Below are 14,345 nucleotides of genomic sequence, written 5' to 3' on the forward strand. Positions count from 1 at the left end.
AAAACGCTCGGCTGGGAAACCCCAGCCGAGCGCCTCGCTAAGCTCCTGGACACAGCCAGTTGACCTCTGTGTTGCAACGACCCCTGGAATTCGCCTCCCGCCGGGGGGCTTCTTCGTGGCGCGGCTCAGCCGGAGAACGGCATCAGCTGGAGAACAGCATGTGCCCGAAGCTCTTGTGCCGGCGCCCGTGGTGGTGGCCGTGGTGCGGGGCGCCCCACGCGGGGGCGGGCGGCGCCGGGTAGGCCTGCGGGGCGGGCGGGGGCGGCGGGGCGGGCTGGGACCACTGGGCCTCCAGCCTGGTCAGCGACTCCAGCTCGCCGTAGTCGAGGAAGATCCCCCGGCACCCGCTGCACTGCTCGATCTGGACACCGTTGCGGTTGTACGTGTGCATTGGGGCGCGGCACTTCGGACACTGCATCGTCGGCTCAACTCCTCGCCGGTCGTTCCTGCTTCGCATATCGTCAGGACTTCGCGTATCGCCAGGACAAGACTCCGTCCGGCGGCGGCCGGTTGCACCCTACGTCGCAAAATCTTGTGCCGGTTCGCACGGATCGGTGGGGACGGGCCCCATCCGCCCGCATGCCGCCAGGACCATTTCCTCGACCTCGTCCAGGGGGCGGCCGTCCGCGGCGGCCTTCACGATCGCCTGGGCGGCGGTCTGCACGGTCAGCGCCCGGGCCGGGACGTCCAGCGCGGGCCAGGGGTCACCGGCCGCGGGCACGGCGGGACCTTCGGCGGCCCGGTACGCGGTCAGGAACCGGTCCCACTCGCCGGGCGTGAGCAGCCCGCAGGCGTACCAGGCCGCCGGGCGCGCCAGGTCCCAGGCGGGGACGCCGGTGCCCAGGTCGTCGACGTCTATGAGCAGCCAGCGTCCGTCGGGCGCGGGGTGCCGGACGAGCTGGCCGAGGTGCAGGTCGCCGTGGCACAGGGTCGTGGTGCCGGGTGCGGGTGCCTCGGCGCGGGCCCAGCCGGGCAGTGCGTCCCAGGCGCGCAGCACGGTGCCGGCGGCGGGGTGCGGACCGGCGCGGCGGAGGCGTGCGACGGCACGGGCCGCCTTCAGCGGGCCCCGCATGGGCGGCAGGCCGGTTCCCTCGACGGGGGTCCGGTGCAGCCGGGCGAGCAGGTCGCCGGCCGCCTCCCACGGCGCCGCGTCCGGGTCGTCCGGGTCGACGGGACTGCCGTACGGCCAGAACGTGACGAGCCTGCCGTGCAGGGCCACCGGCGCCGGTTCGGCGGGGGCGAGCAGGGTGTCCGGCAGGCGTGCGGCCAGGGACAGGCGCAGGGCGAGTTCGCGCGGGTCCGTGCCGGGCGCGTGGGCCTTGGCGACGGTCTCCTCGTGCCGTACGACGGTGCCGTCGGCGCGGTCGGCGAGCGTGGCGTCCGTCCCGCAGGGGCAGGCGGTGGTCCGCGCGTGGGCGGCGGCTCTGGCTCTGCCGGTCAGCTGGGACACGAGGGTGCTGGCTGTCACGGGGTGAGGGTAGTTGCCGGGGCGAGAGCCTGGGCAGGGCCGGAAGCGGGAGGCGGAAGGTGGGGGCACAGCAATGCCGGCGCAGCTCCCCAGCTGCGCCGGCATCTGTGCCGTCCGCCGCACCCCCGTCCCCACGGGGTTTCATGGATGGATGTCCCCGCCCGGACCGCTCTTCCGGGCCTGGGGTCGCCGCTCAGCGCCCCAGCATCACACCCACGGACGACGCCTGTGTGGCCACCGTCTCCCAGCCGTCGAAGACGAGCAGGAGCAGGGCTGCCAGGGGAAGCGCCATGAGCGTCGCCACCAGGGGGTGACGGCGGCCCTGGCGACGCGGGCGCAGCGTGGCGGCGTACGCCATCCGCTCCCGCGTGCGGAGCACTGTCCGCGATGCCGTGTGGGCCATGGCGCTCTCCTGACCGTTTCGGTTGGCCGTGTGCTGTTGGTCTTGTCGTTCTGTGCAGCGGCGGGTGTCTGACCTCGGGGGACGAGTGCTGCACCCGCCGCTTGACCTCAAATCTAGGTGCCGGGGCGGGCCGGCACGTCATGCCCTCGTACCGAATGCCGGGCCTCCCGGAGGATGAGCCGCGCCGCGGTGAGTACTCCCCAGGGTGGAGACGCGGCCCCGGGTGTCCGGGTCTTCCCGGAGGGGGTGACCGGTCCGCCCGGTTTCTCCGAACCGCCCTCCGTGGGGTGGGCCACCCCCCGAGCGCGTGACTTCGCTCACTTCCGTGACGTCCCGGCGCGCCTCCGCGTTCACGCGGCGGTGCGGTACGGCCGCCACCGCCGCCGACCTGCGCGTCGGGGTGTCCGCGTTCCCCGGCGTGGTCGTCCGCGGACCCCGCCCGGGTCCAACCCCCCTGTCGTCGCGGGCGGTTGGGATCTTGGGCCGTACGTGTCCGGCCCGGTCGAGGTGGAGCTGACCCCGTCTCAAGTGACGCGCCCGACACCGACAATCCGTCGCCGTGAGAGGGCGCGGCCTCTGCGCGCGGGAGGCCGGGGAAACGTAAGCTGTGGCACGTCACAGGACCGGGCAGCGGGGATGAACATGGCGATGATGCGCCTGAGGCGCGAGGACCCGCGCGTCGTCGGCTCGTTCAGGCTTCACCGACGGCTCGGCGCGGGAGGGATGGGAGTTGTCTACCTCGGCTCCGACAAGAAGGGGCAGCGGGTCGCGCTGAAGGTCATCCGGCCCGACCTGGCCGAGGACCAGGAGTTCCGTTCGCGCTTCGCCCGTGAGGTCTCGGCGGCACGGCGGATCCGCGGCGGGTGCACGGCGCGGCTGGTGGCCGCCGACCTGGACGCGGACCGCCCGTGGTTCGCCACGCAGTACGTGCCCGGGCCGTCCCTGCACGACAAGGTCGCCGACGAGGGGCCGCTGTGCGCCGCCGACGTGGCCGCCGTGGGGGCCGCCCTGTCCGAGGGCCTGGTCGCCGTGCACGAGGCCGGGGTCGTGCACCGGGACCTGAAGCCGTCCAACATCCTGCTGTCCCCGAAGGGGCCGCGGATCATCGACTTCGGCATCGCCTGGGCGACGGGCGCCTCGACGCTGACGCACGTCGGCACGGCGGTCGGCTCCCCCGGGTTCCTCGCCCCCGAGCAGGTGCGCGGCGCGGCCGTCACGCCCGCCACGGACGTCTTCTCGCTGGGCGCCACGCTCGCGTACGCGTCGACGGGCGACTCCCCCTTCGGGCACGGCAGTTCCGAGGTGATGCTGTACCGCGTGGTGCACGAGGAACCGCATCTGGACGGCGTGCCCGACGCGCTGGCCCCGCTCATCCGGGCCTGCCTCGCCAAGGACCCCGAAGAACGGCCGAGCACGCTCCAGCTGTCGCTGCGGCTGAAGGAGATCGCCGCCCGTGAGGCGCAGGGCCTCGCCGACGCACGGCCGCCCGCGCCCCGGGCCGGAGACGCGGACCGGCCGACCGGACGGCTTCCCGACGGGCCCCCGGAGCGCGGTCAGCGCCGACCGCAGGGGCAGCAGGGCACTCCCCCGCCGCGCGGCGGCGCCGCGTCCCGCGGGGCCGGTCCGGTGCGCGGCGGGGCCGCCTCAAGGGGCGGGAGCGCGTCGCGTGGCGGATCGGGCTCGCGGGGTGGTTCGGCTTCGCGTGGAGGTTCGGCTTCTCGCGGTGGTTCGGCTTCGCGTGGTGGTTCGGCTTCGCGTGGTGGTTCGGCGTCCCGGTCCGGGGCGCGGCCCACGCCCACGGGCCGTGGCGCGCGCCCGAACAGCGGTGGCCGGCCCGCGCCGCGCAGCGGGACCGGCCGCCGTCCCGGGCCGCGCGCGACGGGAACCGGGCGGCGGCCGGCCAATCCCCGGCTGCTCAGGCAGCGGCTCTTCGTGTTCGTCGTGGTGACGCTGCTCGTGGCGCTGGGCATCGCCGCGGCCCAGGGCTGCCAGGGTCCGGCCCGGGGACTCGGTGACGGGTACGGCGGCGGCGCAGCGCCGAGCCGGCAGGAGCGGGTCGAGCCCGGCCGTCTGCCGGACGGGACGCCGGCGGCGGAGGGGGACGAGGGGACGCGCCGGGAGGGCGCTTCCGGCTAGGGACGGGCCGGGGCCGCTTGGGCGGGGTCGGCTCGGCTCCGGCTCGGGGCGCGGGTGCGGTGCAGGCCGATGGGCGTGCAGGCCGTAGAGGCGCGCAGGCCGTGCCAGGCTACGCCTCCGGGTGGGGGCGTGCAGGCCGTGCCGGGCTACGCTTCCGGGCGGCCCGCTGTCACCGCGTAGAACGCGACCGCCGCTGCCGCGCCGACGTTGAGGGAGTCGACGCCGTGGGACATGGGGATGCGCACCCACTCGTCGGCCGCCCGCAGGGCCCGGGCGGACAGGCCCCCGCCCTCGGCGCCGAGCATCAGGGCCACGCGGTCCATCCGGTGCGGGGCCGTCTCGTCGAGGGTCTTGGCCCGCTCGTCCGGGGTGAGCGCGAGAAGCGTGAAGCCGGCCTCGCGGACCGTCGCCAGGTCCTTCGGCCAGACGTCCAGGCGGGCGTACGGCACGGAGAAGACCGCGCCCATCGAGACCTTCACGCTGCGCCGGTACAAGGGGTCGGCGCAGTCCGGGGAGAGCAGCACCGCGTCGATGCCGAGGGCGGCGGCCGAGCGGAAGACGGCGCCGATGTTGGTGTGGTCGTTGACCGACTCCATGACCACCACGCGGCGGGCGGTGCGCAGCAGGGCGGACGCCGTGGGCAGTGGCTTGCGCTGCATCGAGGCGAGGGCGCCCCGGTGCACGTGGTAGCCGGTGACGCGCTCGGCGAGCTGCGGGTCGACGGTGTAGACGGGCGCCGGGGTCGCGTCGATGACGTCCCGCATGGCGTCGACCCACTTGGCGGACAGCAGCATCGAGCGCATCTCGTAGCCCGCGTCCAGGGCCCGCCGGATGACCTTCTCGCCCTCGGCGATGAACAGGCCCTCGGCCGGTTCGCGGCGGCGGCGCAGGTCGACGTCGGTCAGGCTCGTGTAGTCGTGCAGACGCGGGTCGTCGGGGGTGTCGACGGTGAGGGGATCGGCCACGGGGTGCTGCTGCCTCGTCTGGTTGGTGGGTGGTTGCCGGAAGGGCCGGGGCGGGTCACGCCGACGCGGTGGGGCCCACCTTCACGACCTCGCCGACGACGATGACCGCCGGGGGGCGTACGTCCTCGGCGCGGACCGTCTCCGCGACCGTCGCCAGGGTGGCGTCGACGCGGCGCTGGGCGGCCGTGGTGCCCTCCTGGACGAGGGCGACCGGGGTGTCGGGGGACTTGCCGTGCGCGACGAGCGTGTCGGCGATCCGGCCGATCTTGTCGACGCCCATGAGGATCACCAGCGTGCCGGTGAGCCTGGCCAGCGAGGGCCAGTCCACCAGGGAGCGCTCGTCGTCCGGGGCGACGTGCCCGCTGACCACGGTGAACTCGTGTGCCACGCCCCGGTGCGTGACCGGGATGCCCGCGGCGCCGGGCACCGAGATGGAGCTGGAGATGCCGGGTACCACGGTGTACGGAATCCCCGCCTCGGCCAGCGCCTGCGCCTCCTCCATGCCGCGGCCGAACACGAACGGGTCGCCGCCCTTGAGGCGGACCACCGACTTGCCCTGCTTGGCGTGCTCGATCAGCGCGTTGTTGATGGCCTCCTGCGCCATGAAACGGCCGTACGGGATCTTCGCCGCGTCGATCACCTCGACGTGCGGCGGGAGTTCGGCGAGGAGGTCGCGGGGGCCGAGGCGGTCGGCGATGACGACGTCGGCCTCGGCGAGGAGGCGGCGGCCTCGGACCGTGATCAGGTCCGGGTCGCCCGGTCCGCCGCCGACCAGGGCGACGCCCGCGGTGCGGGTGCGGTGGTGCGGGGCGACGAGCGTGCCGTCGCGCAGGCCCTCCACGACCGCGTCGCGGATGGCGGCGGTGTGGCGCGGGTCGCGGCCCTTGGCGTCGGTGGTGAGCACGGCGACCGTGACGCCCTCGCTGTGGCCGGTCGCCGGGGTCCAGGCCGTCGCGGCGTCGGCGTCGTCGGAGCGCACGCACCAGACGCGGTGCCGTTCGGCCTCCGCCGAGGCGCGGGCGTTCGCCTCGGGGTCGCTGGTGGCGATCAGGGCGTACCAGGCGTCGGCGAGGTCGCCGTCCGCGTACGGGCGCCGCTCCCAGGTGATCTCCCCGGCATCCGCCATCGCCTCGACGGACGGGGTGGCGTCCGGCGACACGAGGAGGACGTCCGCACCGGCCGCGACGAGGGCCGGGAGGCGGCGCTGGGCGACCTGACCGCCGCCGAGGACGACCACTCGGCGGCCGGTGAGGCGGAGGCCTACGGGGTAGGCGGGGTGTTCGGCCATGAGGGTGCGGCTCCTGTTGCGGCGGTGCGGATGCCCTGACGTGCGGATTTTACGGCGCGGGGCGCTGTGGCCGCGCGGGCGGTCCAGTGGCTGGGCAGCGTGGCGGGCGGCGGGTTGGGCCGCGGCGTCCGCAGCGCGGGTTGGGCCGCGGCGTCGGCGGCGGGGTCGGCTGCCCTGACGCCGGCGGCGGGTGCGGCTGGTTCACCGCTGGCGGTGGGGCGGGGCGCTCCGTCGTCGGCGGCGGGTCGGTTGCTCCATCGTCGGCGGTGGGTGCGGCTGGTCCACCGCCGACGGCGGGTTGGGCTGTTCCGTCGTGGGCGGCGGGTCGGCTGCTCCGTCGTCGGCGGCGGTTTCGGCTACTCCGCCGCCGACGGCGGGTGCGGCTGGCTCACCGCTGGCGGTGGGGCGGGGCGCTCCACCGCCGACGGCGGTTGGGCTGCTCCATCGTCGGCGGCGGGGTCCGGGCTGCTCCATCGTCGGCGGCGGGTCGGCTGCTCCGTCGTCGGTGGCGGGTCGGTTGCTCCGTCGTCGGCAGCGGGCTGCCTCGCACGCGGGCCGGGGCACCTACTTCTCGGTCACCCCTGCCGAGTCGAACGTCGCCACCTCGTGCATCGCCCGGGCCGTGCTCTGCACCAGCGGGAGGGCCAGGAGGGCGCCCGTGCCCTCGCCGAGGCGCAGGTCGAGGTCGACCAGCGGGCGCAGGCCCAGCTTGTTCAGGGCCGCCACATGGCCGGGCTCCGCGCTGCGGTGACCGGCGATGCACGCGGCCAGCACCTCCGGGGCGATCGCGCGGGCGACCAGCGCCGCAGCGCCGGCGCTGACGCCGTCCAGGATCACCGGCGTACGCAGGGACGCTCCGCCCAGGAGCAGGCCGACCATGGCGGCGTGCTCGAAGCCGCCGATCGCGGCGAGGACGCCGATCGGGTCGGCCGGGTCGGGCCGGTGCACTTCGAGGGCGCGGCGCACGACCTCCGTCTTGCGGGCGAGGGTCTCGTCGTTGATGCCGGTGCCGCGGCCGGTGACCTCCGCCGGGTCGGCGCCCGTGAACACCGCGATCAGGGCGGCCGACGCGGTCGTGTTGGCGATGCCCATCTCACCGGTCAGCAGGGCCTTGTTGCCGGCGGCCACCAGGTCGCGGGCGGTCTCGATGCCGACCTCGATGGCCTGCTTGGCCTCCTCGCGGGACATGGCGGGACCGGCGGTCATGTCGGACGTACCGGCGCGGATCTTGCGGGGCAGCAGGCCCGGGGTGGCCGGCAGGTCGGCGACCACGCCGACGTCCACGACGCAGACCTCGGCACCGACCTGGTTGGCGAAGGCGTTGCAGACGGCGCCGCCACCGAGGAAGTTGGCCACCATCTGGGCCGTGACCTCCTGCGGCCACGGGGTGACGCCCTGGGCGTGCACGCCGTGGTCACCGGCGAAGATCGCGACGGCGGCGGGCTCCGGGACCGGGGGCGGGCACTTCCGGGACAGGCCGCACAGCTGCGCGGAGATGATCTCCAGCATGCCGAGCGCGCCCGCCGGCTTCGTCATGCGCTTCTGCCGCTCCCACGCCTCGCCGAGCGCTTTGGCGTCCAGCGGGCGGATCTGCGTGACCGTCTCGGCGAGCAGGTCGTGCGGCTCCTCGCCGGGCAGCGCCCGGCGGCCGTACGTCTCCTCGTGCACGACCCAGGACAGCGGGCGGCGCTTGGACCAGCCCGCCTGCATCAGCTCGGGCTCGTCCGGGAACTCGTCCACGTACCCGACGCACAGGTAGGCGACGACCTCCAGGTGCTCGGGCAGGCCGAGGGCGCGGACCATCTCGCGCTCGTCGAAGAAGCTGACCCAGCCGACGCCGAGGCCCTCGGCGCGGGCGGCGAGCCACAGGTTCTCGACGGCGAGGGCGGAGGAGTACGGGGCCATCTGCGGCTGGGTGTGGCGGCCCAGGGTGTGGCGGCCGCCGCGGGTGGGGTCGGCGGTGACGACGATGTTCACCGGGGTGTCGAGGATGGCCTCGATCTTCAGTTCCTTGAACTGCTTGGCCCGGCCCTTGGGGAGGGACTTGGCGTACGCGTCGCGCTGGCGCATGGCCAGTTCGTGCATCGCGCGCCGGGTCTCGGCGGAGCGGATGACCACGAAGTCCCAGGGCTGCGAGTGCCCGACGGACGGCGCGGTGTGGGCGGCCTCCAGGACGCGGAGCAGGACCTCGTGCGGGATGGGGTCGCCGCGGAAGCCGTTGCGGATGTCACGGCGTTCCCGCATGACCTTCAGGACGGCCTCGCGCTCGGCGTCGTCGTAGCCGGGGGCGGCGGGGCCGCTGGACTTGCGCGTCTGTGTCACGGCGCCCGCGCTCTCTTCCTGGCCTTCTTCCCGGCCTTCCCGGCCTTCCTGGTCATCCACGGCGGCCCGGGTGTCCAGGTCGTCGGCGTGCTGGACCAGGTCGGGACCGGCGTGCGGGAGGGCGGCCCCGCGGGCAGCGGGGACGGCGGAGGGCTCCAGGTGCTCGGCGGTGACGTCGGCGGGGGGTGCCACCTCGGTGGGGATCGTGGTCGCCTGCGGCGGGGTCGGGGCAAGGTGCGGGGTGGTCGGCACGGTGCCGTCGACGGGGACGAACTGGCCCACGGGCTGGGGGGAAGCGGGGGCCTGCTGGCCGGTTTGGGCGGCATCCGCGTACGCGAGGTCACCGGCGAGGGAGGACTGAGGGCCCTGCGGGGGCTGGACGGCGTGCGGGGCCTGGGCGGGCCGGCCGGCCATCCCGGGCTGGTGAGCCTCGGCGGGCAGGCCGACCGACGCGGGCTGGGGTTCCGCGTCGGGCTCGGGCTGCCGCGGGTCGTGGTTGATCCACGGGTCCTCGGTCACCTGCACCTCCTGGGGGGACTGCGGATCCTGGTGCTCCGCACCCTGCGCCGCCAACGTGTCGGTGCCGGCGGCGGGGGTGTCCCCCTCGGCGGGCTGCGCGAACTGCGTGACCTGCGCGGGGTCCGCCTCGGCGGCTTCGGGGACTGCCGAGGTGGGGGCGACTGCGGCGGCATCGGGGCTGCCCGGACCGGAGGGCGGTGCGATGTCGGGGTCCTGCGCCGTGAGTGCCGGGGCGGCCTCGACGGTGGAGGGCCCCGGCGGCATGGCGGCTTCGAGGGTTGAGGGCTCCGGGGACACGGCAGCCTCGGAGGCTGAGGGCTCCAGGGACGCGGCGGGCTCGGAGGCTGAGGGCTCCAGGGACGCGGCGGGCTCGGAGACGGACGGCTCCGGAGGCGCGGCGGCCTCGGGAGCGGCGGCATCGAATGCCGGGGTGGCCCCGGGGGCGAGGGCTTCGGCGGCCTGTGCCTGCTCGGGGACATCGACGGGAGCAGGGGGTACGACAGCCTGCGCCTGCTGGGGGACGTCAACCGGGGCAAGGGTCTCAACAGCCTGCGCCTGCCCGGGTGCGTCAACTGGGGCAGGGGCTTCAACCACCTGCGCCTGCCCGGAAGCATCCACCGGGGCGAAGGTCTCGACAGCCTGCGCCTGCTCGGAGGCGTCGGCTTCCGAAGCCAGAGGCTGCTCCGCGGCGGGAGCGTGTCCTATGGCCTCAGCGCCGGGCGCGACGACCTCCTCGGAGGCGGCGGCTGCGGAGACCGGGACCGGCGCAGCGGCAGCCTCATCCGGTACGGCGATCTGTTCAGGGGCAGTCACATCCGGTACGGCGATCTGCTCAGAGGCAGCCACATCCAGTACGGGCGCCTGCTCAGCCGTCGGCTCCTCGGGTACGAGGTTCTGCTCGGACGTGGCCACATCCGGTACGGGCGCCTCCTCAGCCGCGGCCACATCGGTCACCGGGACCTGCCCGGGAGCGGCAGCCTCGGCCGCGACGGCAGCCTCGGACACGACCGGCTCGGGCGCCGGTACGTCCTCCACCGCGACGGCCTCGGCCACGGCAGCCTCGAAGGGCTGCACGCCCTCCGGTGCGCCGGGCTCAAGGGCCGGATCACCCTGGGGCGCGGCCACCTCCGGGTTCTGGGGCAGAACAGGCTCTCCAGGAGCGGACTCGGTGACGAGCGCCCCGCCCTCCACGGGGACGGTCTGCACAGGCTCGGCCTGTCCACCCGCGACGGCCTGACCGGGCTCCGCCTCCGCGAAGACCTCACCGGGCTCGGTCCGGGCCTGGCCGGAAAGCTCCGCGCTCTCCCCTTCCGGGTACGCGACACCCGTACTCGCAGAGGACTGCGCGGGCGCGTCCCCCTGCGCCTCATACCCCCGCGCCGCCCGCGTCACCGCCGCCTCGGCGGCGCCCGGCTCGGGCGGGACAACCGTTTCGGCCGGTCTGGCCTGGGCCTGCCATGCCGGTGCGCCGTGCGAGGGGGCGGCGTCGAGGTACTCCGGGCCGGGCGGGCGGGGCGCGTCCGCGGGGCCGCGGTCGGCGAGGGAGCGGACCGGGCTCGCGGACGTGTTCGGCAGGGGCGGGCCGAGGTGCAGCGGCCGGCGCGGCGGGAGCGATGCCGAGGACACCGGCGGGGCCTGCTGCCCGGTGTCGGGCAGGCGGACGCCGCCGAGGTCGACGAAGCCGCTGTCGCGCCCTGCGGCCTCGTGCGGGCCGGGCTGGTGCACGGCCTCCACGACCGGCTCCGGGGCGGGTGGCGCGACCTCGTTGCCCCAGGGGCTCTGGGCGCCCGGCAGCAGCAAGAGGTCTTCGTCCTGGGCGGTGGTCTCGGAGAGGTAGGCGTACGAGCCGGGCGCGGGGACGCCAGGCTGTTCCACCGTGCCTGCGTTCTCCGGCAGCCCCTCGCCCGGGATCTGGCCGGTGTCGGTCATGCGTACCCCTCGCCCATCGGTTAGTGCTTCTACGACCAGCTCACCCGGAACGGCGCACTGACCGCCCCGCAGTGAGAACGAGCGTGCGTGCCCTGCGGCACGAACGACCCGCCGGAAAAGACGACAAAGCCATTCAGTGGCAATCCATTCAGTGGCATTGTCGCGGTCGTTCCTCCGTCACGACAGCGTGATCCACGACTGGCCGTTGTGGACTGCGCCACGTTGCGCGCCCTCCCGGTCGCTGCCGTACCACACCCGCCCCAAACCGGTCGCGTTGTGGGGACCTTGACCGGCGGGGCGCCGGCGTCCGTGTGGTCCGCAGCAGTCGGCCAGCCTACCGCGCGCGGTACGACAACAGGATCACCGGGACGGTGCCGGGGTCAGCCCGCGCGGACCGGGAGCACGCCGCTGAGCAGGAACGCGACGCTCCGCTCCGTCTCCGTCCAGGCGCGGGTGTCGAGTTCGACGGACTGGAGCAGCGCGCATTCGACGTCGTACCCGTGTTCGGTCAGGTCGCGGCCGACGAGTTCGGCGGCGTCCCGGGTCGCGGCGTGGGTGACGATGCGCTGCGGGCGCCGGTCGGCGACCGCGGAGACGACGGCCGCTCCCCCGCCGCCGACGCGGACGACGTCGGGCTCGGGGAGGTTCTCCAGGGCGTGCGGCGCGGTGCCGTGGACGATGTGGAGCTGGACCCCGAGGCGGCGCGCGGCGGCCTCGGTGCGGGCGCAGGCGGCGGGGTCGCGGTCGACGGCGATGACGGCGGCGCCGGCGCGGGCCGCCTCGACGGCGAACGCGCCGCCGCCGCAGCCGATGTCCCACACGAGGTCGCCGGTCCGCGGTCCGAGGCGGGCGAGTTGGGCGGCGCGCAGCAGGTCGCTCTCGCCCTCGCCGAGCACGCCGTAGGTCTCACCGGGCAGGGTCCAGCCGCGCGGTCCGGTGGCCGGGTCGCGTCCGGCGATCCAGCCGCCGCTCTCGGCGCCGCCGCCGGGGCCGCCGATGACGATGACGACGTTGGGGTCGCGCCAGGTGTGGTCGGCGGCCTTGTCGGAGGTGACGACGCTGACCTGTTCGCGGTCGGTGCCGAGTTCCTCGCAGATGACGAAGGTGCGGTGGACGCCTTCGAGCAGCAGGCCGAGTTCGGCGGGGCCGGCGCCGGGCGAGGTGAGAACGGCGACTTTGGTGTGGGCGCGGCATACGTTGACCGCGCGCCGCAGGGTGCGGGGGTGTGCGACGACCACGTGGGCGTCGTCCCAGGGCATGCCCGCGCGGGCGAAGGCGGCGGCGACGGAGGAGACGGCGGGGACGACCTCGACCTCAAGACCGAACTCGGGTGCGCGCAGGGTCCGTACGACGCCGAAGAAGCCGGGGTCGCCGTCGGCGAGCACGACGGCGGTGCCGCGGTGGGCGGCGATGCGGCGGGCGGCGAGGGCGACGCTGCCGAGGCGGATGCGTTCGGCGCCGCGCGGCACCTCGGGGAGCGACAGGTGGTGGGCGGCGCCCGCGACCAGCGTGGCGGCGCCGAGGGCGGAGCGTGCCGCGGCGGTCAGCGGCGAGCCGTCCCAGCCGATCACCGTGACGCGGTCGGCCATCGTCGTCAGTCTCCAGAAGGTCTGCGCAGGTCGGCTGGACATCCCGCGGGAGCGGGCTTGGTGAGACTACCTGGTGGCGCGGGCGGGGATGTCGTCGCCCGCTGGTTCAGTTCCAGTCGTCGTAGGAGGTGAAACCGCCGGTGTCGGCCAGTTGCTCGGCGACACCGGCGAGGTCCTCGGGGAGCAGGCTCCAGACGATGACGTCGGTGCGCACGTCGGTCCACCCGCCGTCCTCGGTCCTGGCGCGCGCTATCCAGGCGTTGCGCAGGACGCCCTCGCTGATGCAGCCGATCTTCTGGGCCACCTGCTGGGAGGCGGTGTTGTCGGCGGCGGTGCGCAGTTCGAGCCGCTCGAACTTCTGGTCGCTGAACAGCCACTGGGCGGTGGCGAAGGCGGCCTCGGAGGCGTAGCCCTCGCCGCGGGCCCAGGGGGCGATGACGTAGGCGATCTCGCTGGAGCGGACCCGCCAGTCGGTGTGCCGGAGGTGCACGGTGCCGACGAGGCGCTGGGTGAGGAACTCGGTGACGGCGAAGACGATGCCGCGGCCCTCGGTGCGTTCGGCGGGGGCGAGTTCGGTGATCCAGGTGCGGGCGTCGTCCTCGGTGTAGGGGTGGGGCACGGAGGTCCAGGCGGTGACGAGCTCGTCGTTCATCATCTCGGCGAAGGCCTCGATGTCCGGCTCTTCGAGGGGGCGCAGCACCAACCGCTCCGTGCTGATGGAGACGTTGGGGAAGGTGCTCGTCATGCGCCGCTCCGTAACCTTCGGGGACCTTCAGGGGCTGCTGAACTGCCCAGCATGCAGCATCGGGGCCCCCAGCCGCACGACGGGGTCCACTGCCTGTCAGAAAGCGGACCCCGTCCGTGCCGGGCCGCGGGCGGCCGTCAGAAGGAGGCGATGACGGAGCCGGCGTAGGTGTCCTGGATGAACTTCTTGACCTCGGCGGAGGTGAGCAGCTTGGCGAGCTTCTTCACGCGCGGGTCGTCCTCGTTGCCCTTCTTCACGGCGAGGAAGTTGCCGTAGGGGTTGTTCTTCGCGGACTCCAGGACGAGGGCGTCCTTGGAGGGCTCGAGGTCGGACTCGATGGCGTAGTTGCCGTTGACCACGGCGGCGTCCACGTCGTCCAGGGAGCGCGGGGTCTGGGCCGCCTCCAGCTCCTTGAACTTGAGGTTCTTGGGGTTCTTGACGATGTCGGCGGGTGTGGCCTCGTTGCCGACGCCGTCCTTGAGGGTGATGATCCCGTTGTCGGCGAGCAGCTTGAGGGCGCGGGCCTCGTTGACCGTGTCGTTGGGGACGGCGACGGTCGCACCGCTCTTGAGGTCGTCGGCCTTCTTGACCTTGTGGGAGTACAGGCCGAGCGGTTCCAGGTGGACCGTGACGACGGGCACGACGTGGGTGCCGTTCTTCTTGTTGAAGTCGTCGAGGTACGGCTGGTTCTGGAAGTAGTTGGCGCCGACCGAGCCGTCCTCCGTCGCCGTGTTCGGCGTGACGTAGTCGGTGAACTCCCGGACCTCCAGGTCGAGGCCCGCCTTCTTCGCCAGGTTGTCCTTGACGTACGTCAGGATCTCGGCGTGCGGGACGGGGCTCGCGGCGACGACGAGCGGCTTGGAGGTGTCGGTGGCGGCGACCTGGTCCGCGCCGCAGGCGGTGAGCCCGAGGGTGAGGGCTCCGGCGGCGAGGACAGCGGTGGTGACCTTGGTGGTGTTACGCACGAAAAGTGCCTTTCCT

Annotated in this window: 10 protein-coding genes; 1 reads left to right on the plus strand and 9 read right to left on the minus strand. The window is 74.4% G+C overall.

Annotated features, from left to right (window positions below):
* Positions 1-142 precede the first annotated feature (142 nt).
* The 3 genes from AB0M97_RS21720 to AB0M97_RS21730 all read right to left on the minus strand — a co-directional run bounded on the left by AB0M97_RS21720 (position 143) and on the right by AB0M97_RS21730 (position 1,871).
* Positions 143-418, minus strand: a complete 276-nt coding sequence (locus tag AB0M97_RS21720) for a zf-TFIIB domain-containing protein (RefSeq protein WP_365962577.1) — start codon at positions 416-418, stop codon at positions 143-145.
* 99 nt (positions 419-517) lie between these two features.
* The gene (locus tag AB0M97_RS21725) at positions 518-1,468 is read right to left on the minus strand and encodes an aminoglycoside phosphotransferase family protein (protein ID WP_365962578.1); all 951 of its coding nucleotides are present in this window, start codon (positions 1,466-1,468) and stop codon (positions 518-520) included.
* 193 nt (positions 1,469-1,661) lie between these two features.
* Positions 1,662-1,871, minus strand: coding sequence for a hypothetical protein (locus AB0M97_RS21730; RefSeq protein ID WP_365962579.1), 210 nt, complete (start codon positions 1,869-1,871; stop codon positions 1,662-1,664).
* 636 nt (positions 1,872-2,507) lie between these two features.
* Between AB0M97_RS21730 and AB0M97_RS21735 the strand changes: the two genes are divergently transcribed.
* Positions 2,508-4,007 (plus strand): protein kinase, encoded by a 1,500-nt coding sequence (locus tag AB0M97_RS21735; RefSeq protein ID WP_365962580.1) that lies wholly within the window; start codon positions 2,508-2,510, stop codon positions 4,005-4,007.
* Between the two features lie 146 nt (positions 4,008-4,153).
* Here AB0M97_RS21735 and AB0M97_RS21740 read toward each other — a convergent pair whose 3' ends face one another.
* The 6 genes from AB0M97_RS21740 to AB0M97_RS21765 form a co-directional block, all read right to left on the minus strand.
* On the minus strand, positions 4,154-4,972 hold the full coding sequence (locus AB0M97_RS21740) for an RNA methyltransferase (RefSeq protein WP_365962581.1): 819 nt from the start codon (positions 4,970-4,972) through the stop codon (positions 4,154-4,156).
* Positions 4,973-5,027: 55 nt separating this feature from the next.
* Complete coding sequence (gene cobA, locus AB0M97_RS21745) at positions 5,028-6,260, minus strand: uroporphyrinogen-III C-methyltransferase (protein WP_365962582.1); 1,233 nt, start codon at positions 6,258-6,260, stop codon at positions 5,028-5,030.
* A 564-nt stretch (positions 6,261-6,824) separates the two neighbouring features.
* Positions 6,825-11,030, minus strand: a complete 4,206-nt coding sequence (gene cobT, locus AB0M97_RS21750; RefSeq protein WP_365962583.1) for a nicotinate-nucleotide--dimethylbenzimidazole phosphoribosyltransferase — start codon at positions 11,028-11,030, stop codon at positions 6,825-6,827.
* Positions 11,031-11,410: 380 nt separating this feature from the next.
* Positions 11,411-12,619, minus strand: a complete 1,209-nt coding sequence (gene cbiE, locus AB0M97_RS21755) for a precorrin-6y C5,15-methyltransferase (decarboxylating) subunit CbiE (protein WP_365962584.1) — start codon at positions 12,617-12,619, stop codon at positions 11,411-11,413.
* A 106-nt stretch (positions 12,620-12,725) separates the two neighbouring features.
* Positions 12,726-13,364 (minus strand): GNAT family N-acetyltransferase, encoded by a 639-nt coding sequence (locus tag AB0M97_RS21760; protein ID WP_365962585.1) that lies wholly within the window; start codon positions 13,362-13,364, stop codon positions 12,726-12,728.
* 137 nt (positions 13,365-13,501) lie between these two features.
* The gene (locus AB0M97_RS21765) at positions 13,502-14,329 is read right to left on the minus strand and encodes a MetQ/NlpA family ABC transporter substrate-binding protein (protein WP_365962586.1); all 828 of its coding nucleotides are present in this window, start codon (positions 14,327-14,329) and stop codon (positions 13,502-13,504) included.
* Positions 14,330-14,345: the final 16 nt, after the last annotated feature.

It is taken from the genome of Streptomyces sp. NPDC051207 (genome assembly GCF_040682395.1).
Taxonomy (GTDB): Bacteria; Actinomycetota; Actinomycetes; order Streptomycetales; family Streptomycetaceae; genus Streptomyces.